Raw genomic sequence first — 20,617 nt, forward strand, 5'->3', positions numbered from 1 at the left:
CCTCTGCCAGCAACTGATGCTCCCCGGTACGGGTCAGTCGCGCCAGTCCACCACCGCAGAGATCTTGCCGACAATGGTCCGCCAACCCAAACTCGCGGTCTGCGCCCCGATCTTCTTCAGCCGCCGCCGACCCATGAAAGCGCCGATTCCACCCTTGGCGGTGGCCCGCAGCGCCTCGTCCAGATCATCGAGGCTGGAGCCGGCGGAGAGCATGTCGAGCACCGCAGGCAGCCGCAATGCGTACGAGAGGTCACGAGCGACCTCGCCGGCCTCGATCAGCAGGGTCGAATCCCAGGTGTCGTGCCCGCCACGCAGGTTCTCCACGACGAGGTCGAGTTCGTAGGTGTCCTCGTCGAGTGGCGCGATATCTGCCGGCTCCACCCGTTCGGACAATTCATTCCAGCTGTCCAGTTGGGACAGATCGTTGGGGGCGCCGGACCGGATGAAACTGACCAACGACTCGGGGGTCTTGAACAGCAGCAGCTTGCCCTTGTTGCTGAGGAAGACCGGCACCTCCTCGTCGTCCTCCTCGTCGGTGACGTCCTCGTCGGCCTCGCCGTCGGCGGTCTGGGTGCCGGCGACGCCGTCCCGGCGGCGCGTCGACTCGTCCTCGTCGCTGTCGGCGAACTCCTCGGCCAGGTCCTCGTCGAGGATGACCACGGTCTCGTCGTCCTCGTCCTCCTCGACCACCTGACGGCGGGCGAGGAACGGGTCGTCCAGGTCGCGCTCGGTCGCGTCGGTAGGGGTCAGCGAGCTGGCCGGCCGGTACGCCCGCAGCGTGAAGCCCGTGCCGGCGGGCAGGGCGATCTCCACCGGATCGATGCGCAGCTCGTCCCAGAGCGCCCGGTCGACCGAGACCGCTGGGCGGTCGGTCTCCTCGATCTCGTCTGGCTGGGCCGCGCCGGTGGTGTCGTCGAGCTCGGGCTCGTCGGCGTCGGGCCGTTGGGGCGACTGGCGGGCCACGCTGACCTCCGTGTGCTTCGGGTTGCCCACCCGCCGGGGTCTCTGACCGGCGAGTGACTCTGGGCACATACCCTAGTCGGCGGACCTGGGTGACCGATGCCCGCACCCCGGTGGCCGCTTGGCGCACGGATCCGACCTGCTGGTGGTGGGCGCTGGCGAACCGGCCGTCCGACAAGTAGCGTTGCTACGCATGAAGGCCCAGGCGTTGCACGGCCACCTCGACGCTCTGCTGCTCGCCGTTCTCGAACAGGGCGCGCTGCACGGCTACGCCATCATCGAGGCGCTGCGCGAGCGCAGTGACGGCAGTCTCGATCTGCCCACCGGCACCATCTATCCGGCGTTGCGTCGCCTGGAGCGCGCCGGGCACGTGGCGAGCACCTGGAGCACCGTCAACGGCCGGGAGCGGCGGACGTACCAGCTCACCGACTCCGGCCGCCGGGCGCTGGCCGGGGAACGCGCCGGTTGGCACGACTTCCAACTGACCGTCGGCCGGTTTCTGGACCCCGCCGACCCGTCCAGCACCCCGGCCTGACCAACAGGGCGCGGTGGAGCCGCCGGGCGGTGGGCCTCAGCGGGTGGGTGGCTCAGCGGGCGACGGCCAGCAGCCAACCGCGCGCCGCACGGGTCAACGAGAAGTAGGCGCCCCCGACCAGCACCGCACCGATGATCATCGGAGGCCAGTGCAGCGCGGCGTCCCAGAGGTTGAGCGACCAGCCGAAGAGGGCGCAGCCGGCGAGGATGGACAGCGCCAGCACTCCGGTCAGGCCGGCGCCCACCGCGCGCTGCGCCAGCGCGAGGCCCGGCCGTGGCGAACGGGCGCTCGCCGCGACCACCAGCAGACCGGCCACCGCGAGCAGCAGCGCGCCCGCCCAGATCCAGTCGACCGAGTTCGAGAGCAGCAGGTAACCGGCCGGGGGGCGCGGGCCGTCGCTCCAGCTCGACCCTTTCCAGGTCAGATCGCCGGCGACCATCCCCACCCCGGCGATCGCCAGCATCCGCAGGGACAACCCGCGCAGCGCGCCCGCCGCCAGCTCGGTCTGCCAGGTGGCGAGGAGCTGCGCCGGTGAGCCGAACTCGACCACGGCCCGGCGCTGCGCCTCGGTGGGCGGCAGCCCACTTTCGCGGTACGCCTCCACGGCGTCCAGCAGCCCGTGCCGGGCCTCGGTCAACAGGTCGGACTTGAGTCGCGCCGGCCCGTGCAGCCGGGCGGCAAATTCCCGCAGGTGCTCGTCGACCAACACGTCCTCGGGGTGCGGCATGGCACCACCCTGCCATGGAATCCCGACCCCCGACGTCGGGGACAACCCTGGTCCGCCCCGGAGCCCGGTCAGGGGGCGAGCGCCAGGTAACCCCGTTCGGCAGCTGCCTGGACCATCCACTGGTCCCGGTACCAGCCCCGGACGGCGACCAGCTCGGCGTGCCGACCGCGCTGGATCACCCGACCGTCGTCGAGGACGACGATCTCGTCCAGGTCGGCCAGCCCGCTGAGCCGATGGGTGATCAGCAGCACCGAGTGCGCGGTGGGCGTGGCGGCGAGAGCGGACGCGAGCACCGCGTCCGCCGCCGCCGGATCCAGACCTTCGGTGGGCTCGTCGAGCACCAGCACCGGCGGCGCGGCGAGCAGGGCCCGGGCGAGCGCCAGGCGCTGCCGCTGCCCACCGGAGAGCTGCCCGCCCTCCTCGCCGACCAGCGTGTCCCAGCCCGCCGGCTGGGCGCGTACCCACTCCAGCAGTCCGGCTGCGGCGGTGGCCGCCGTCAGCTCCTCCTCGTCCGCACCGGCCCGTCCGAGGAGCAGGTTCTCCCGCACCGTGGCATGGAAGACGTACGCCTCGGCCAGCAGACCGCCGACCGCGCGGGGCAGTGCCTCCTCGGCGTACGCCGAAAGGTCGTGACCGTCGAGGGTGACCCGGCCGGAGACCGGCCGGACGGTGCCGGTCAGCACGGCGGCCAGGGTGCTCTTGCCGGCGCCGCTCGGGCCGACCACCGCGATCCTCCGCCCGGCGGGCAGGTCCAGGCTGACACCGTCCAGGGCGGGTGCCGCGCCGGCCCGGTACCGCACTGTCACGTCGACGAAGCGCAGCTCGTGCCGGCCGGCCAGGTCGGCCGGCCGGTCGGTGCCGGGTGTGGTCGGCGGGGCGGCATCCAGCAGGGACGCCACCCGGGCCAGGCCGGGGCGCAGCTGCGTCCACTGCCGCGCCGCCGTGACGAGGGCCAACGTCACCTCGACGGCGGCCAGTGCGCCGACGGCCAGGACACCCACCAGAACCCCCGGCACGTCGGCGGCCAGCGCGGCCAGCACCACCGCCGCCGCGGTCAGCCCGGCGGTCAGCACACCGGCCGCGTCCACCGCGAACCCGGTGGCGGCCAGCCGGCGTTCCAACCGGGCCAGTTGGCGGGCGCGTTGCTGGGCGGCGCGCAGCGCGACGTCGGTCGCTCCGAACGCGGCCAGGTCGGCGGCGCCGTGGGTGAGGTCGATCGCGTCGGTGGCCAGGGCGCCGCGCAGGGGGGCCACCTGGGCCGCGCTGCGGCGGGTGACCGCGGTCGCCAGTGCGGGCAGCGCCACCCCGGCGACCAGCACCCCGACGGCGAGCGCCCCGGCGGCGGACGGTGAGATCAGCGCCGCCCCGGCCACCGCCAGCACACCGACCAGCGCCGCCGCCGAGCCGGGGACCAGCACCCGCAGCAGCAGGTCCTGGACGGCCTCGACGTCGGAGACCAGCCGGCTCAGCACGTCCCCCGACCGGTGCGCGACGTCGCGGCGGGCCGCGAGGGTGCCGAAGACCCGAGCCCGGACGTCGGTGATCATGCGGAGCACCGCGTCGTGCCCGGCGAGCCGTTCGGTGTAGCGGAACACACCACGGCCGATCGCCAGTGCCCGCACCGCGACGATGGCCACGGTGAGCCGGTCCAGTGGAGGCTGGCCGGCAGCGCTCATCAACAGCCAGGTGGCGGTGGCCATCAGGGCGAGCCCGGCGAACTCGGTGGCGGCCGCGAGCAGCCCGGCACCGACCAGCCGACCCAGGTACGGGCGGGCCAGGCGCAGCACGGCGCGCTCGGCGAGTGCCACGCGGGCCACCGCGCCCGGTTCGTGTGCCGCGCTCATCGTGCCGCCTTCCCGGTCGGCTCGGGGGTCAGCTCCGTCACCCGACCGTCCTCCACCCGCAGGATCCGGTCGGCATCGGCGAGCAGCGCCGGCCGGTGTGCCACCAGCAGCGCGGTCCGCCCGGCGACCAGACGCCGGGCGGCGTCGAGCACCACCGCCTCGGCCGCCGTGTCCAGGCGGGCGGTGGGTTCGTCGAGCAGCACCACCGGCGCGTCCCGCAGGAAGGCCCGGGCCAGCGCCACCCGTTGCCGCTGCCCGCTGGACAGCCCGTGACCGCGCTCGCCGAGCAGGGTGTCCAGGCCGTCCGGTAGGCCGGCGACCACGTCGTCCAGAGCGGCATCGCGCACCGCGGTGGCGAGCGCGTCCGACGGGGTGTCCGGTGCGCCGAGCCGGATGTTGTCGGCCAGCGAGGCCGCGAAAAGATGAGCGCGCTGCGGCACCCAGGCCAACTGTCGGCGCCAGGCGTCCGGGTCGGCGGTGGCGAGGTCGACCCCGCCCACGGTGATCCGGCCGGTGGTCGGGGTGACGAAGCCGAGCAGCAGGCCGAGCAGAGTGCTCTTGCCGGCACCGCTGGGGCCGATGACGGCGATCCGTTCGCCGGGCCGGATGGTCAGGGTGACGTCGCGCAGCGCGGTGGTCCGCTCGTACGCCACTGTCACGCCCTCGAACCGGATCTCGTGCCGGGCGTCCGGAACGGTGGCGCCCTCGGCGGCCCGGGGTGCGACGGGCACGGCCGAGACGGTCAGCGCCTCGTCCAGCGCGGCGAGGCCTTCCATGCTGGCGTGGAAGCGGCTGCCGGCGGCCCGCAACGGCAGGTACGCCTCCGGGGTGAGGAGCAGCACCAGCAGCGCCGTCTGCAGGGCCAGCCCGCCGCCGAGCAGCCGGATGCCGACCGGCACCGCGACCAGCGCCACCGAGAGGGTGGCGACCAACTCCAGCACCAGCGCGGAGAGGAACGCGATCCGCAGGGTTTTCATGGTGGCGACCCGGTGGCCGTCGGCCATCCGGCGTACCACGTCGGTCTGTGCCCGGGCCCGCCCGAACGCCCGCAGCGTGGGCAGACCGGCGACCATGTCCAGGAAGTGCCCGCCGAGCAACGAGAGCCGCCGCCACTGCCGTTCGGTGGCGGCCTGTGCCTGCCAGCCCAGTAGCGCGCCGAAGACCGGAATCAGCGGCAGGGTCAGCGCGATGATCACCGCCGAGCTCCAGTCGGCGAAGACGACCCGGGCCAGCACGGCCACGGGCACCGTCACGCTGAGCACCAACTGGGGCAGGTAACCGGTGAAGTACGCGTCCAGTGCGTCCAGGCCGCGCCCGGCCAGGGTGGCGACCTGGCCGGCCCGCTGCCCGGCCACCCAGCCGGGCCCGTGCCGGCCGACCGCGCCGAGCAGGTCGGCGCGGAGCGTGGCCTTGACCGTGGCGGCGACCCGCGCGGAGACCGTGCCCTGTGCCCAGACCAGCGCGGAGCGGGCGGCGACCGCGACCACGAAGGCGCCCAGCGCCGGTCGGTCGAGCCGACCGTCGAAGGCGGTGGCCAGCACCGCCGCGAGGGCGGTGGCCTGCGCCACGATCAACCCGGCGGCGAGCACACCCAGGAACGCGAGCACGGCAAGGTCGCGCCGGGCCGCAGGGACCCGGCGCAGCAGACGCGGGTCGAACGGACGGCGCTTCACCAGTACACCGGTGCCCTACCGTCGGTCCGTCCTCGGAAAACCCACCAACACATCGCCTGGAAGCCTAGTAGGGCCGGAAGTAGCGGTAGCGCCACCCAGCCGAGCAGCCGCAGTGTCGGTGCGCTCGCGGCGGCGTCCGCGACGGTCAGTGAGGCGCCGGGGTCGGTCGTGGACACCAGCACGTAGGGCCAGAGGGTGGCACCGACCAGCGCCACCGGCAGCGCCAGGGCCGCGCCGGTGGCGGCCAGGGCCCACCCCGGCCGCCGCCGCGCCAGCGCCGCGCGGGCCGCCAGCAGCGCCGCCGCGAGCAGCACCGGCAGGAGTACGGCCACCGCTGGCCGCTGGACGGTGTCGCGTACCCGGGCGGAGAGCAGGCCCACGACGGTGGCCAGGGCGACCGCGCTGAGCGCCACCGGCACCAGTCGGCAGGCCGTGCGCCCGAGCACGGTGGCGGCGTCGGCCGGCAGGCGCAGGGCGAGGAAGGTCGCGCCGTGTACCGCTACCAACGCGACCATGGCCAGCCCGGCGGCTGCGGCGAACGGGGTGGCCAGGTGCGACACCCCGGCGACGTGCCCGTCGGCCTGCCGGGGCACGCCCTGAAGCAGCGCGGCGAGCAGCGCACCCCAGCCCAGTGCGGCGAGTGAGCTGCCGATCACCACGACGCGGTCCCAGCGTGCGCGGACCCGTTCGTCGCCGGGTCGGCTACGCAACTGCACCCCGACGGTGACCAGGATGACGCCGACCAGGGCGCCGGCGACGGCCGGATAGCAGCCGGAGAGCAACTCGCCCTCCAGCATCGGGAACGCGCCGAAGAGGACGCCCACGGCGGCCACCAGCCAGACCTCGTTGCCGAGGAAGAACGGGCCGAGCGCGGTGAGCGCCTCCCGCCGCCGCGCTGCGCCGCCGCCTCGGGCGAGCAGCAGCCCGACCCCGTAGTCGTAACCGGCGAGCACCAGGTAGCCGGCGAAGAACAGGCCGAGCAGGGCGTACCAGGCGAGGTCCACGGTCTTCTCCTCGGTTCCTCAGTGCCTCAGACGAGGGCGGGTTCGGGGTGGGTCGACTCGTTCGGGGGCGTGGGTGGGCGGCCGAGCGCCGGGTCGGTCGCGCCCCGGGCCGCGTGCCGGGCGAGCAGCACCCAGTTGGTGACGGCGAGGGTGCCGAGCAGCAGGCTGAACCCGATCAGCGAGGTGAGCATCACCGGCGCGCCGACCGGGGAGACGGCCTGCTCGGTGGGGAGCAGCCCGTACGCCACCCAGGGCTGGCGGCCGACCTCGCGGGCGATCCAGCCGAGGATCACCGCGACGAACGGCAGTGGCAGGGCGAGCAGGACCAGCCAGAGCGGGAAGCGCAGTCGGATGATCCAGTCGCGGAAGAGCAGGGGGAGCAGGAACCACACGCAGCCGAGAGTGAAGCCGATCAGGATCATGAAGCCCAGCCCGACGTTGGCCAGCGCCGGCGGGGTGTAGTCACCGGGGCCGAACCGCGCGGTCCAGTCGGCGATCAACGCCTGGGCCTCCGGGCTGTCGCCGCCGAACTTGGTCGGCTGCACCCCGCCGACCGGGTCGAACTGGGCGAACCCGAAGCTCTGCACCATCGAGATGGCCAGTGCGGCGGTGACCAGGCCGATCCGTAGCGAGGTGCGGAAGAACGCGAAGTCCGGCGTACGGCGGATCAGGTGCCAGGCGCTGACCGCTGCCATCAGCATCCCGCCGACCAGCAGCGCGGCCGAGACCACGTGCCCGAACGCCATGCCGAGGCTGGGGTTGGTGAGCAGCGCGCCGAAGTCGGTGAGGTGAGCGGTGCCGTCGCGTACCTCGTAGCCGACCGGGTTCTGCAGCCAGGAGTTGGCCACCATGATCCAGAACGCCGAGGCGTACGCGGTGATCGCCACACCCCAGAGCAGCGCGAGGTGGACACCCTTGCCGAGTCGGTGCCAGCCGAAGATCCACATCCCGAGGAACGTGGATTCGAGGAAGAACGCCACCAGCGTCTCGATCGCCAGGGGCGCGCCGAAGACGTTGCCGACGTAGCGCGACAGGCCACTCCAGTTCAGCCCGAACTGGAACTCCATCACGATGCCGGTGGCGATGCCGAGCACGTAGTTGATCACGTACAGCTGGCCCCAGTAGCGAGTGAGTCGTTCCCACTTCGGGTTGCCGGTGAGCACCCCGGCGGTCTGCATCGCGACCAGCAGGGTGACCAGTCCGAGCGTGACGACCACGAAGAGGAAGTGGATCGAGGTGGTGGTGGCGAACTGCAGGCGGGCGAGGAGCAGGGTGTCCATGGCCGGCTCTCCGTAGTGTTGGCTCCCTTGTCGTAGCCACCCTACACGTAGGTTCTCTACACGTCTGTCTACTACGTCATGTCGTAGTTAACTCTACGACATGACGTAGTAGATGCGCGCCCCGGAAGATCCCGCTAGATCCTGGATGTAGTGGCCTCGTTCGCACTGGGATGCCACTCGATCCTGGATCGAGCACGATCTTGGGATCGGAGGCGGGCGGCACGGGGGGCGCGGGGAGCGCGGGCGGCGCGGGGAGCGCGGGCGGCACGGGGGTGCGGGCGGCACGGGCGGCACGGGCGGCGCGGAGGGCGCGGGGGTGCAGCGCGAGCGGCGAGGAGGTGCGGGGGCGCGACGCGGGGCCTGGGGCTCAGGGCCCAGGCGAGGCCCGTGTGGGCGCCGGGTCAGCTCAGGACAGGAACAGGGTGATCGGGAGCGCGACCAGCGTGCTGGCGACCGCCAGTGCGGCGGCACCGAGCACCCGGGGCGGCCGGTCGCTGACCAGCAGACGCTGTACCCGTACGTCGAGATCCCGGTCGCCCACCCCCAGCGCGCCGGCCGGGGTGATCCGGTGACCGGCTGCGGCGAACCGCCGCAGTGCTCCCGCCAGCGGCGCGTCGGCGTGCAGTTCACGCGCCTTGTCGTCGGCGCGCATTTCGACCAGTAGGGCGACCCGCTCGTGGGCGTCGCGGACCCAGCCGAACCAGGGCAACGCCCGGCACAGCGCGGTGAACGGCAGCAGCACCAGATCGTGCCGTTCGTGGGCGTGCGCGCGTTCGTGGCTGAGCACCGCGGCCAACTCGGCGTGGTCCAGCATGCTCAGCGTGCCGGCGCTGACCACCACCTGCGGCTTCACGCCAGGCAGGCAGTACGCGGCGGCGCTCGGATGATCCAGCACGAGCGCGCCGGGCGCGGCCGGATCGTTGCGGGCGACCAGCGACAGCAGGTCCCGATGCCGGCGCTGGGCGCGTACGGTGCCGTGGATGCTGCGCACCGTCGTGGCGAGCAGCACCGCGCCGATGCCGAAGCCCACCCCGACACCGGCCAGGTGGAAGGCGGTCTCCTCGACGGGCAGGGTGCCGTGCGCGAGGTCGGAGGTCAGGGCGAGCAGCGCGCTCCCGGTCGGCAGGTCGTACGCGCTCAACCCGAGGGCCATCGGCAGACCCATCGCCGAGAGCCCCAGCGCCAACCCGACGGCCTGCCAGCAGATGATCGCCACCCGGGGGCTGCGCCACGTCCAGGTGGAGCGGGCCAACACCTGGGCCGTCAGATAGCAGGCCAGCATGGTCGCGGCGAAGTGCACGGCGTAGGCCACGGCGTGCGCCCTACCGCTCCGCTGCCTCGCCGGCGGGCCGTCGGCCCGCCGGCCCGTCCAGGCGGTCGGTCAGTTCGGCACCGCCGTCGGCGGAACCCGCACCGGGCAGGCCGGCCTCGCTCTCCAGGGCCGCCCGCAGCACTTCGGCCTCGGTGCCGCTCACCGAGCGGGCGAACCGCACCAGCGCGGCGTCCCGGCTGCCGCCCAGGTCGAGGGCGTCGAGCATGAGCTGGGCGATGTGCGCCTCACGGCTGGCCGCCGGCCGGTACCGCCAGGCCCGGCCCTCGCGCTCCCGCTGCACCATGCCCTTGCCGGCGAGCCGGTCCAGCACGGTCATCACAGTGGTGTACGCCAACTCGCGCCCGTCGAGCGCGTCGGCCACCTCGCGCACGGTCACACCATCCGACGTGCCGGGGACCACGTCCCACAACACGTCCATCACCGCACGCTCAAGATCGCCCAGCCGAGTCACGAGCCCAATCCTACCCCCGGTAGTAGACCCCGACCCAACCCGAGGCGGGACCCGAAAGCTGACCCACCCCGACGAACCCGGCCCACGTCAGGTTTTCCGGGGGGAGCCCGCCCACGCAGGGATCAAGCCTGACCGCCCGGAGTGGGCGGGCTCCCCCGGAAAACCAAGAGGCCGGGAACGAACTCACACCCCCTTGGGGTGCCACACCGTCTTGGTCTCCAGCAGCGCGGTCATCGGAGCCAGACCCGGGTCGGCGGACCAGTCGTGGTCGGCCGGGGCCGGCCGGAGCACCCGCTTGAGGTTCTCCGCCGCCTTGACCTCCCACTCGGTGGCGAGTGAAGCGTCGGTCACCCCGGTCAGGTCGAGCGCGTTGACGTCCATGTGCGCCGCCAACGCCGGGGCGGTCTCGGTGATCGCACCGGTGAGGATGTTGACCACCCCGCCCGGCAGGTCGGAGGTGGCCAGCACCTCGGCCAGCGTCACCGCCGCCAACGGTTCGGTCGGGGAGGCGGCCACGACCACCGTGTTGCCGGTGACGATCGCCGGGGCGATCACGCTGACCAGGCCGAGCAGCGCCGGGCGTTCCGGCGCCACCACCGCGACCACACCGGTCGGCTCCGGCGCGGAGATGTTGAAGTACGGGCCGGCGACCGGGTTCGCCCCGCCGTACACCTGGGCGAGCTTGTCGGCCCAGCCGGCGTACCAGACCCAGCGGTCCACCGCCGCGTCCACCTCGTCGCCGGGGATGCCCAGGGCCACGAACTGCTCGCGGCGCCCCTCCAGCATCTCGGCGGCGCGGTAGAGGATCTGACCCCGGTTGTACGCGGTCGCGCCGGCCCAGCCCTTCACGGCGGCGCGGGCGGCGACCACCGCGTCCCGGGCGTCCTTGCGGGAGGCCAGTGACACATTCGAGGACTGCACGAGATACGACCGTCCCGACTCGCTGCGCGGGAACTTCCCGCCGATGAAGAGCTTGTACGTCTTGCGTACCGCCACCCGCTCAGACATTGAGGTAACCCTCCAGCCCGTGCCGGCCGCCCTCGCGACCGTAACCCGACTCCTTGTAGCCACCGAACGGCGAGGTGGGGTCGAACTTGTTGAACGTGTTGGCCCAGACCACGCCGGCGCGCAGCCGGTCGGCCATCCACAGGATCCGGGAGCCCTTGTCGGTCCAGATCCCGGCCGACAGCCCGTACGGCGTGTTGTTGGCCTTCTCCACGGCCTCGGCCGGGGTGCGGAAGGTGAGCACCGACAACACCGGGCCGAAGATCTCCTCGCGGGCGATCCGGTGGGCCTGGGTGACCCCGGTGAAGATGGTGGGCGCGAACCAGAAGCCGCGGTCGGGCAGCTCGCACGGCGGTGACCAGCGCTCGGCGCCTTCGGCGGAACCGGCGTCGGACAGCTCGCGGATCCGCTCCAACTGGGCGGCGGAGTTGATCGCGCCGACATCGGTGTTCTTGTCCAGTGGGTCGCCCACGCGGAGTTGGGCCATCCGCCGCTTCAGCGACTCCAGCACCCGGTCGGCGACGTTCTCCTGGACCAGCAGTCGGGAGCCGGCGCAGCAGACGTGGCCCTGGTTGAAGAAGATGCCGTTGACGATGCCCTCGACGGCCTGGTCGATGGGCGCGTCGTCGAAGACGATGTTGGCGGCCTTGCCGCCCAGCTCCAGGGTGAGCTTCTTGCGGGTGCCGGCGACGGACCGGGCGATGGCCCGGCCGACGTCGGTGGAGCCGGTGAAGGCCACCTTGTCGACGCCGGGGTGCTCGACCAGGGCGCGCCCGGTGTCACCGGCGCCGGTGAGGATGTTGACCACACCGGCCGGCAGGTCGGCCTGCTGGCAGATCTCCGCGAAGAGCAGCGCGGTCAGCGGGGTGGTCTCGGCGGGCTTCAGCACCACGGTGTTGCCCGCGGCGAGCGCCGGGGCGATCTTCCACGCGAGCATGAGCAGCGGGAAGTTCCACGGGATGACCTGCGCGGCCACCCCGACCGGCTGCGGGTTGGGCCCGAAGCCGGCGTGCTCCAGCTTGTCGGCCCAACCGGCGTAGTAGAAGAAGTGCGCGGCGACCAACGGCAGGTCGACGTCGCGGGACTCCCGGATCGGCTTGCCGTTGTCCAGGGACTCCAGGACGGCCAGCTCACGGGAGCGCTCCTGGATGAGCCGGGCGATCCGGTACAGGTACTTCGCCCGGTCCCGGCCCGGCATCGGACCCCACACCTTGTCGTAAGCCGTGCGGGCGGCGCGCACCGCGCGCTCCACGTCCTGGGCGCCGGCCTCGGCGACCTCGGCCAGCACCTCCTCGGAGGCGGGGTTGATCGACTTGAAGCTGCCGCCGTCGGTCGGGTCGACGAACGTCCCGTCGATGAACAGCCCGTACGAGGGTTTGAGGTCCACCACCGAGCGGGACTCGGGGGCGGGGGCGTATTCGAACATCGGCTATCAGTCCAGGGTGAAGTAGTCGGGACCGGAGTAGGTGCCGGTCGTCAGCTTGGTGCGCTGCATCAGCAGGTCGTTGAGCAGGCTGGACGCGCCGAAGCGGAACCAGTCCGGGTCGAGCCAGTCCGGGCCGACGGTCTCGTTGACCATCACCAGGTACTTGATCGCGTCCTTGGTGGTCTTGATGCCACCGGCGGGCTTCACGCCCACCTGCCGCCCGGTCGCGGCACGGAAGTCGCGGACCGCTTCCAGCATCACCAGGGTCACCGGCAGGGTCGCCGCGACCGGGACCTTGCCGGTGGAGGTCTTGATGAAGTCGCCGCCGGCCAGCATGGCCAGCCAGGAGGCGCGCCGCACGTTGTCGTACGTGGCCAGTTCGCCGGTCTCCAGGATGACCTTGAGGTGGGCGTCCCCGCAGGCTTCCTTGGTGGCCACGATCTCGTCGTAGACCTCCTTGTACCGCCCGGCCAGGAAGGCGCCCCGGTTGATCACCATGTCGATCTCGTCGGCGCCGGCCGCGACGGCGGCCCGGGTGTCGGCGAGCTTGATCTCCAACGGGGCCTGTCCCGACGGGAAGGCGGTGGCGACGCTGGCCAGGTGCACGGCGCTTCCGCGCAGCACCTCGGCGACGTGCGGCACCATGGCCGGGTAGACGCAGACCGCCCCGACGTGCGGGCAGGACGGGTCGGCCGGGTCCGGGCGCAGCGCCTTCGCGGCCAGCGCGCGCACCTTGCCCGGGGTGTCCGCCCCCTCCAGCGTGGTCAGGTCGACCATCCGGATCGCCAGGTCGATCGCCTGGGCCTTGGCGGTGGTCTTGATGGATCGGGTGCCGAGCTGTGCCGCCCGCTGCTCCGCGCCGACCTGGTCCACGCCGGGCAGGCCGTGCAGGAAGGTCCGCAGAGCGGTCTCGGATCGTCCCAGCTCGGAGAGCTCCGACCGGGCCGACGTCGTTGTCGCCGTCATGCCGAGAAGTCTACGCACCGGAACAGCGAGTGATCTTGCGCACGTTGGGCCGGCGGGCCGTGTGACGTGAGCGGCGTCGCTGGTCCGACCGCACCCACACCACCGTGCCCTACGGACCGGTAGGTTGAGCGATCGTGGACGTACACGTCATTGACCACCCGCTGGCCCAGTCCAGGTTGACCGCCATGCGGGACGCGCGCACCGATTCCTCGACGTTCCGGGCGGCGCTGCACGAACTGACCACCATGCTGGTGTACGAGGCGGCGCGTACCTTCCCCGTCGAGCGGTATCCGGTGCAGACGCCGGTCACCGGCACCGAGGGCACCCGGCTGGCCAACCCGCCGCTGCTGGTCCCGGTGCTGCGGGCTGGCCTGGGCATGGCGGACGCCGCGTTGGGCCTGCTGCCCGAGTCGTCGATGGGTTTCGTGGGCCTGGCCCGCGACGAGGTGACCTACGAGCCGCGCGCGTACATGGAGTCGCTGCCCCGCGACCTGGCCGGGCTGCCGGTGCTGGTGCTCGACCCGATGCTGGCCACCGGTGGCTCGCTGGAGCACTCCTGCCGGCTGCTGGCCGAGCGGGGCTGCACCGACATCACGGTGCTGTGTGTGCTCGCCGCCCCGGTCGGCATCGAGCGGCTGGAGCGCTCCGGCCTGCCGTTGCGCCTGGTCACGGCCTCGATCGACGAGGGGCTCAACGACAGCATGTTCATCGTCCCCGGGCTCGGGGACGCCGGTGACCGCCAGTTCGGCGGCATGCCCCGGTTCTGAGGGCTCCACCCGGTCGGTGCAGGGTCCGGCGGGTCCGTGCGCGATGGTGGGCGGACCCGCTACCGTCTGCGGCCATGACTGGTGTTGCGCTCGCCGAGGAGTTGCTGCTTCTCGCCTACGACGACACGACCGGCAAGGCGACCATGCCGCGGATCAGCCTGGACCTCGGCATGGCCGCCGCGGTGCTGGTCGAGCTGGCCATCGCCGGCCGGATCGCGTACGCCGACGGCTCGTTGACAGTTGTCGACCCGACGCCCACCGGCGAGCCGGTCGCCGACGAGGTGCTGGGCCGGATCGCCGCCGACACCCCGCACACCCCGGCCTCGTGGGTGCAGCGCCTGCGGCACGGCCTGCGGGACCGGATCCTCGGTGATCTGTGCAGCCAGGGTGTGGTTCGGGACGTCGACGAGACCGAGCTGGGGTTCATCCACGTGCACCGTTATCCGGTGGTGGACGCCTCCGTCGAGGCGGAGGCCCGCCAGCGGCTGGCCGACGCACTGACCGGCGCGGCGGCCCCGGACGAGCGGACCGCCGCACTGGCCACCCTGGTCGTGGTGCTGCGGATGGAGACCGCGCTGGGCGTAGGTGCCGAGGAGGTCGCCACCGCTCGCCGACGGCTGGAGGAGATCGCCACCGGCGCGGGCTTCTCCGGTCAGGTGAGCACCGACGACTCGGTGGTCCGGCCGTCGGTCGGTCTGGTCGTCGCCGCGCTGGCCGGAGCGGTCGACGCGGCGCTCGGCAAGCGCGCCTGAGCGTCCGACCCGGCGCACCCCCTGACCGCAGCGTTCGGCGCGGCGCTCGGTGAGCGCGCCTGACGGCCCGCGCCGTCAGAGGCCGAGGGCGGCGCCGACCTCGGCGCGCAGCCCGGCGACGGCCTGCGCCGCCCGGCTGCGCGCCGCCGGGACGTCACCGTCGGTGACCGGCTCCACCACCTCGAGGTACGCCTTGAGCTTCGGCTCGGTCCCGGAGGGGCGGATCACCACCCGGGCCGACCCCGTGCGCAGGATCACCACGTCCGCCTCGGGCAGCAGGTCCCGGACGCTGTCCACCGGTTGACCGAGCAGGGTGGTCGGGGTGTGCGCGCGGATCCGGGCCATCGCGTCGGTGATCACCCGCAGGTCGTCCACCCGGGCGGAGAGCTGGTCGGTGTGGTGCACGCCGAACTCGGCGGCCAACTCGTCCAGCCGGTCGGTCAGGGTGCGACCCTGCGTCTTGAGGCCGGCGGCCAGCTCGGCCACGGTCAGCGCGGCGGTGATGCCGTCCTTGTCCCGGACGTGCTCCGGTGCGACGCAGTAGCCCAGCGCCTCCTCGTAGCCGAACACCAGGGGCGCGCTCCCGCCGCCGGCCCGCACGATCCACTTGAAGCCGGTGAGCGTCTCGTCGTAGGGCAGACCCCGGGCCGCGCACATCGCCCGCAGCAGTGACGACGACACGATGGTGGTCGCGTAGAGCCCGGTCACCCCTCGGCGCATCAGATGGTCGGCGAGCAGCACGCCCACCTCGTCGCCGCGCAGCATCCGCCAGCCGGCGGGTTCCTGGCGGACCACCACCGCGCACCTGTCGGCGTCCGGGTCGTTGGCGATCGCGAGGTCAGCGCCGGTGGCGTCGGCCAGGGCGATGAGCCGGTCCACCGCCCCCGGCTCCTCCGGATTGGGAAAGGACACGGTAGGAAACGCCGGGTCCGGTTCGGCCTGGTCGGGGACGATGCCGGGCACCGGGAAACCGGCGCGGGCGAAGGCGGCGGTGAGTACCGCCGCACCCACCCCGTGCAGAGGGGTGTACGCCACCGACAGGTCCCGTGGCCCGTCCGGGTCGATCACCGCGGTGGCCCGCTCGACGTACGAGGCGACCAGGTCGTCGCCGAGCACCTGCCCGGGTCGGCCCAGCGGCACCTGGGTCAGCGGGCCGACCGATCGGATGGCCGCCTCGATGCCGGCGTCGGCAGGCGGCACGATCTGGGCGCCGGCGCCCAGTGCTCCGCCCAGCTCCGCCCCCAGGTAGACCTTGTAGCCGTTGTCCTGGGGCGGGTTGTGGCTGGCCGTGACCATCACACCGGCGACTCCGCCGAGCTGGCGCACCGCGTACGCCAGCACCGGGGTGGGCAGCGGGCGGGGCAGCAGCAGCGCCGGCCGGCCGGCCCCGGTGGCCACCTGGGCGGTGCGCTCGGCGAACTGCCGGGAGCCGTGCCGGGCGTCGTACCCGATCACCAGGGGGCCGGTGCCGCCCTGGGCCGCGAGCCAGGTGACCAGGCCGGCGGCGGCCTGGGTGACCACTGCGAGGTTCATGCCGTTCGGGCCGGCGCGCAGCGGGCCGCGCAGGCCCGCGGTGCCGAAGGTCAGCGGGCCGGCGAACCGGTCGGCCAGCTCCGGGGCGCTCGCCGGCAGCCCGTCGAGCACCGCCGTCAGCTCGTCCCGGCTGGCCGGGTCGGGGTCGTCCGCCAGCCAGCGCCGAGCTTGCTCGCGAATGTCGTCGATGTCAGTGGTGTCCGCCGCCATGCCCCTTGATAGCACGGCGGCGGATCACCCCTGCGGGTTCCCTCCGGCTCAGCCGTCCCCGGTGAGCTGGAACGTCCGCACCATCTCGTCGAAGATCGGCTTGCTCTCCGCGAACTTGGCGTCGGTGGCGGTGAGGTAGAACGAGTACGCCTTGCCGCCCTCCGCCACCCCACGCCAGACACCGTGCCGCATGGCGTCGCCCTCACCGCAGGTGTATTCGAACTCGGCGGCCGGCTTGCTGGCCAGCTCGGTCGTGCTGTCGGCGCTGACCTGCTGGTACGGCTTGGCGCAGGAGGTGCTCCTGGTCTTGAGGCCGTTCTCGGCCGTCTCTACCCAGCGGACCACGTCGCTGGACCACTTCTCGGTGATGATGCGGACCTTGCGGCCGCTGTCCTCCGGGTCGATGTAGTCGGTGTAGGACCCGCCGGTGGCCTTCTTCCAGCCCTTCGGCACCATGACCTGGATCCCGCGGGCGGCGTGCTCCTGCATCTCGACGCCCGGGTTCGCCTCAGCGGACGGGGTGGGCTGCGCCGACGGGGTGCTCGGCGGGGCGTCGTCACCGCCGGAGAGCGCCACCGCGGTGAGCAGCAGCACCACGACCAGGCCGCCGGCCGCGGCGAGCTGCACCTTGCGTGGCCAGCCCTTGACCCTGCCGACGAGCTGACCACCGGTGGCGCGGACCTTGCTCAGCGCGCCGCCGCCCGAAGCGCCACCACCCGGGGCGGGGGCGGCGGCCCAGGGCTGGCCGGTGCCCGGCACCGACCACTGGTTGCCGCCGCCGTAGGTGCCGCCGATGCGCTGGGTGGCCTCCGGCGCGCCGGTGTAGCCGACCTGCTGGGTGGCGTCGGCCGGCGTGCCGTAGGTGACCCGCTGGGTGGCGTCCGGGTGCGCGCCGGCGTCCACCCGCTGGGTGGCGTCCGCGTTGCCGCCGTAGGCGCGCCCGGCGGCCGGTCGGCCGGGTGTGGGCATCGCCCCGGTGGGTGTGTGCAGCGGGCCGGCCAACGCGTCGGCGCTGGTCTCGTCGAGCCCGGTGGCGCCGGCCGAGCCGGCGGGCGTTGGGCGTTCGCCCTGGCGCAGCGACGCCAGCCGATCGGTCAACGACTCGCCGGGGGCCAGCATGGCGGGGCCGCCGATCTGGCTGTCCGGCTTCGGCGCCGGTGGAGGTGGCGGCAGGACGGACACCGGGCGCTGCTGGACCGGCACCACGGCGTACGGATCGGTGACCGAGTGCACGGCGGTCGCGGTGCTGCCCAGCGGGCCGGCGAGCAACTCGCGCAGCATGGCCCGGGAGGTGTGCACGTCCAGCCGGCGGGCCGGGTCCTTCTCCAGCAGACCCATCAGCACGCGGGTCAGCGGGCCGCTGCGCTGGGGCGGCGCGGGCGGGTCCTCGACCACGGCGTGCATGGTCTCGATCGGGTCGCCCTTGTCGAACGGTGGCCGTCCCTCGACCGCTGTGTAGAGCGTCACACCCAGCGAGAAGAGATCGCTGGGCGGGCCGAACTCCTGGCCCATGGCCCGCTCGGGCGAGATGAAGTGCGGCGAGCCGAGCACCATGCCGGGCGTGGTGAGCTGCACGTCGGTCGGCATCCGGGCCACCCCGAAGTCGGTCAGCACGCAGCGCCCGTCGGTGCAGATCAGCACGTTGGCGGGCTTCACGTCCCGGTGCAGCACACCGATCGCGTGTGCGACCTCCAACGCGCCGAGCAGCGCGATGCCGATCTTGGCGACGGCCCGCGGCGCGACCGGCCCGTCCTCGATCACCATGTCGGCGAGGCTGCGGGCGTCCAGCAGCTCCATCACGATCCACGGTCGGCCAGCCTCGGTGACCACGTCGTACACCTGCACCACCGCGGGGTGCTGGATGGCGGCGGCGGCGCGGGCCTCGCGCAGCGTGCGTTCGTACATGGCGTCACGGTCGCTGGGGGCCAGCCCTGGAGGCAGGACGACCTCCTTGACCGCCACGTCACGGCGCAGCAGGGTGTCTGTGGCGCGCCACACCGTGCCCATGCCGCCGTTGCCCACCGAGGACCGCAGCGAGTACCGGCCACCAATGGTGGTGCCGGGCGCCGCTCGGCCGTTGGCGGGACTGACTGGTCCGCCGCTCCACGTCGGGATCTGAGTCACAGAAAAGCCACCGGGGGAAATCGAGGGGGGCTGGGACACAACCCCCCTATCTTGCTGGTTCCGACGCCCGATGCGAAAGCCGACGCGACGGACGTTTATCGAAGTCGACAGAACGTGCCTTGTCGTTCACCTCGTGTCGACCGGTCGGGACGCACTGTGCGGTATCCCTCACCCGACGGCGTGGCCAGGCGTCCTACCATCCGGGGATGAGTGAACGGCGGTCAAGCGAGTCCGGTTTCCTGATCAACGGCGTCTACACGGCGGCCGACCTTCCGGAGGACCTGGACTCCCGGCTGGGCGCCCCCGGCGAATTCCCGTACACCCGAGGGGTCTACCCCACGATGTACACCTCCCGTCCGTGGACCATGCGCCAGTATGCCGGCTTCGGCACCGCCACCGAGTCCAACGCGCGGTACCACCAGTTGTTGCGGGCCGGCACCATGGGTCTCTCGGTCGCCTTCGACCTGCCGACCCAGATGGGGTACGACTCCGACGAGCCGATCGCGCACGGCGAGGTCGGCAAGGTGGGCGTCGCCATCGACTCCATCGAGGACATGCGGCTGCTCTTCGCCGACATCCCGCTGGACAAGGTCTCCACCTCGATGACCATCAACGCGCCCGGTTCGGTGCTGCTGTTGCTCTACCAACTCGTCGCCGAGGAGAACGGGGTTCCTGGCTCGGCGCTCAACGGCACGATCCAGAACGACATCCTCAAGGAGTACATCGCCCGGGGGACGTACATCTTCCCGCCGAAGCCGTCGCTGCGCCTGGTGGCGGACACGTTCGCGTACTGCCGCAAGGAGGTGCCGAAGTGGAACACCATCTCCATCTCCGGCTACCACATGGCCGAGGCCGGCGCGACGCCCGCGCAGGAGATCGCGTTCACCCTGGCCAACGGGGTGGAGTACGTACGGGCGGCGCTGGCCGCCGGGCTCGCCGTGGACGACTTCGCGCCCCGGCTGTCGTTCTTCTTCGTGGCCCGCACCACGCTGCTGGAGGAGGTGGCGAAGTTCCGCGCCGCCCGTAAGATCTGGGCCCGGCTGATGCGCGACGACTTCGGCGCCAGGGACCCGAAGTCGATGATGCTGCGGTTCCACACCCAGACCGCCGGTGTGCAGCTCACCGCCCAGCAGCCGGAGGTGAACCTGGTCCGGGTGGCGGTGCAGGGGTTGGGCGCGGTGCTCGGCGGCACCCAGTCGCTGCACACGAACAGCTTCGACGAGGCGATCGCGCTGCCCACCGAGAAGGCCGCCCGGCTCGCGCTCCGCACCCAGCAGGTGCTGGCGTACGAGACGGACCTGACCGCCACTGTCGACCCGTTCGCCGGCTCGTACGTGGTGGAGGCGATGACCGCCGAGATCGAGGCGGCGGCCGTCGAGTTGATGGAGCGGGTGGCCGACCACGGTTCCGCGGTGGACGCGATCGAGGCCGGGTTCCAGAAGCGGGAGATCGAGCAGTCCGCGTACCGGATCGCCCAGGAGATCGACTCGGGCGAGCGGGTGGTGGTCGGGCTCAACCGGTTCACCGTGGACGAGGAGGAGCCGTACGAGCCGCTGCGGGTCGACCCGGCGATCGAGTCCGCCCAGGCCGACCGGCTGGCGAGGCTGCGCGCCGAGCGGGACGCCGACGCGGTGACGCGGGCGCTCGCCGATCTGCGGGCTGCCGCCGACGGCACGGACAACGTGCTGTACCCGATGAAGGCGGCGCTGCGGGCCCGAGCCACCGTGGGCGAGGTCTGTGGGACGTTGCGTGAAGCGTGGGGGCTGTACCGGCCGACCGATCGCTTCTGAGCATCGCCGACCGCTGAGCGCGGTGTGTCCATCGCGCGCAGCGGGTACCCCGACGGTCGAGCGCGAACGCACACCGTGTGCGCCCGTGCTGGGTGGCTGCGTGTGAGCGTCCTTATCCGGCTCGTTGCGGAGTGTCGTCGGCTAATTGTCGGAGTGTCAGTTCACCACCCCGACTAATGCGACAATTTGCAACAGGGGCCCCTAAGTGGCGCCGGATTCGTGACCGCCGCGATCGGT

The 20,617-nt window shown here is 72.7% G+C and carries 17 protein-coding genes; 4 read left to right on the forward strand and 13 right to left on the reverse strand.

Annotated features, from left to right (window positions below):
* Positions 1-33: 33 nt before the first annotated feature.
* On the reverse strand, positions 34-993 hold the full coding sequence (locus tag O7614_RS05710) for a DNA primase (RefSeq protein ID WP_278137436.1): 960 nt from the start codon (positions 991-993) through the stop codon (positions 34-36).
* 160 nt (positions 994-1,153) lie between these two features.
* On the opposite strand from O7614_RS05710, the gene O7614_RS05715 reads away from it, so the two are divergent.
* Complete coding sequence (locus tag O7614_RS05715) at positions 1,154-1,495, forward strand: helix-turn-helix transcriptional regulator (RefSeq protein ID WP_278137437.1); 342 nt, start codon at positions 1,154-1,156, stop codon at positions 1,493-1,495.
* Between the two features lie 52 nt (positions 1,496-1,547).
* Here the strand turns inward: O7614_RS05715 and O7614_RS05720 are convergent, their stop codons facing one another.
* The 10 genes from O7614_RS05720 to deoC form a co-directional block, all read right to left on the reverse strand.
* Positions 1,548-2,222, reverse strand: a complete 675-nt coding sequence (locus O7614_RS05720) for a permease prefix domain 1-containing protein (protein WP_278137438.1) — start codon at positions 2,220-2,222, stop codon at positions 1,548-1,550.
* Positions 2,223-2,290: 68 nt separating this feature from the next.
* A complete protein-coding gene (gene cydC / locus O7614_RS05725; protein ID WP_347404336.1) occupies positions 2,291-4,066 on the reverse strand; it encodes a thiol reductant ABC exporter subunit CydC in 1,776 nt (591 codons plus the stop codon).
* On the reverse strand, positions 4,063-5,739 hold the full coding sequence (gene cydD, locus O7614_RS05730; RefSeq protein WP_278137439.1) for a thiol reductant ABC exporter subunit CydD: 1,677 nt from the start codon (positions 5,737-5,739) through the stop codon (positions 4,063-4,065). Before cydD ends, cydC begins: the two co-directional genes overlap by 4 nt.
* Positions 5,736-6,743 (reverse strand): cytochrome d ubiquinol oxidase subunit II, encoded by a 1,008-nt coding sequence (locus O7614_RS05735; RefSeq protein WP_278137440.1) that lies wholly within the window; start codon positions 6,741-6,743, stop codon positions 5,736-5,738. The genes cydD and O7614_RS05735 overlap by 4 nt, the downstream gene beginning before the upstream one ends.
* 26 nt (positions 6,744-6,769) lie before the next feature.
* Positions 6,770-8,023 (reverse strand): cytochrome ubiquinol oxidase subunit I, encoded by a 1,254-nt coding sequence (locus O7614_RS05740; protein ID WP_278137441.1) that lies wholly within the window; start codon positions 8,021-8,023, stop codon positions 6,770-6,772.
* 406 nt (positions 8,024-8,429) lie between these two features.
* Entirely contained in the window at positions 8,430-9,335 is a 906-nt protein-coding gene (locus tag O7614_RS05745; protein WP_278137442.1) for a M56 family metallopeptidase, read from the reverse strand.
* Positions 9,336-9,345: 10 nt separating this feature from the next.
* Entirely contained in the window at positions 9,346-9,807 is a 462-nt protein-coding gene (locus tag O7614_RS05750) for a BlaI/MecI/CopY family transcriptional regulator (RefSeq protein ID WP_278137443.1), read from the reverse strand.
* 183 nt (positions 9,808-9,990) lie between these two features.
* Positions 9,991-10,815, reverse strand: coding sequence for an aldehyde dehydrogenase family protein (locus O7614_RS05755; protein ID WP_278137444.1), 825 nt, complete (start codon positions 10,813-10,815; stop codon positions 9,991-9,993).
* The gene (locus tag O7614_RS05760; RefSeq protein WP_278137445.1) at positions 10,808-12,238 is read right to left on the reverse strand and encodes an aldehyde dehydrogenase family protein; all 1,431 of its coding nucleotides are present in this window, start codon (positions 12,236-12,238) and stop codon (positions 10,808-10,810) included. Before O7614_RS05760 ends, O7614_RS05755 begins: the two co-directional genes overlap by 8 nt.
* 6 nt (positions 12,239-12,244) lie before the next feature.
* A complete protein-coding gene (deoC, locus tag O7614_RS05765) occupies positions 12,245-13,204 on the reverse strand; it encodes a deoxyribose-phosphate aldolase (RefSeq protein WP_278137446.1) in 960 nt (319 codons plus the stop codon).
* A gap of 134 nt (positions 13,205-13,338) precedes the next feature.
* Between deoC and upp the strand changes: the two genes are divergently transcribed.
* Positions 13,339-13,971 (forward strand): uracil phosphoribosyltransferase, encoded by a 633-nt coding sequence (upp, locus tag O7614_RS05770; RefSeq protein WP_278137447.1) that lies wholly within the window; start codon positions 13,339-13,341, stop codon positions 13,969-13,971.
* A gap of 74 nt (positions 13,972-14,045) precedes the next feature.
* Positions 14,046-14,723 (forward strand): GPP34 family phosphoprotein, encoded by a 678-nt coding sequence (locus O7614_RS05775; protein WP_278137448.1) that lies wholly within the window; start codon positions 14,046-14,048, stop codon positions 14,721-14,723.
* Between the two features lie 75 nt (positions 14,724-14,798).
* On the opposite strand, the gene O7614_RS05780 is transcribed toward O7614_RS05775, so the two are convergent.
* Positions 14,799-16,466: a phospho-sugar mutase gene (locus tag O7614_RS05780; protein ID WP_278137449.1), complete on the reverse strand. Its 1,668-nt coding sequence runs from the start codon at positions 16,464-16,466 to the stop codon at positions 14,799-14,801.
* 48 nt (positions 16,467-16,514) lie between these two features.
* A complete protein-coding gene (locus O7614_RS05785) occupies positions 16,515-18,590 on the reverse strand; it encodes a serine/threonine-protein kinase (protein ID WP_278137450.1) in 2,076 nt (691 codons plus the stop codon).
* Positions 18,591-18,796: 206 nt separating this feature from the next.
* Here O7614_RS05785 and O7614_RS05790 point away from each other — a divergent pair, with 206 nt between their 5' ends.
* On the forward strand, positions 18,797-20,380 hold the full coding sequence (locus O7614_RS05790; RefSeq protein ID WP_278137451.1) for a methylmalonyl-CoA mutase family protein: 1,584 nt from the start codon (positions 18,797-18,799) through the stop codon (positions 20,378-20,380).
* Positions 20,381-20,617 lie beyond the last annotated feature (237 nt).

This window comes from Micromonospora sp. WMMD961 (genome assembly GCF_029626145.1).
Taxonomy (GTDB): Bacteria; Actinomycetota; Actinomycetes; order Mycobacteriales; family Micromonosporaceae; genus Micromonospora.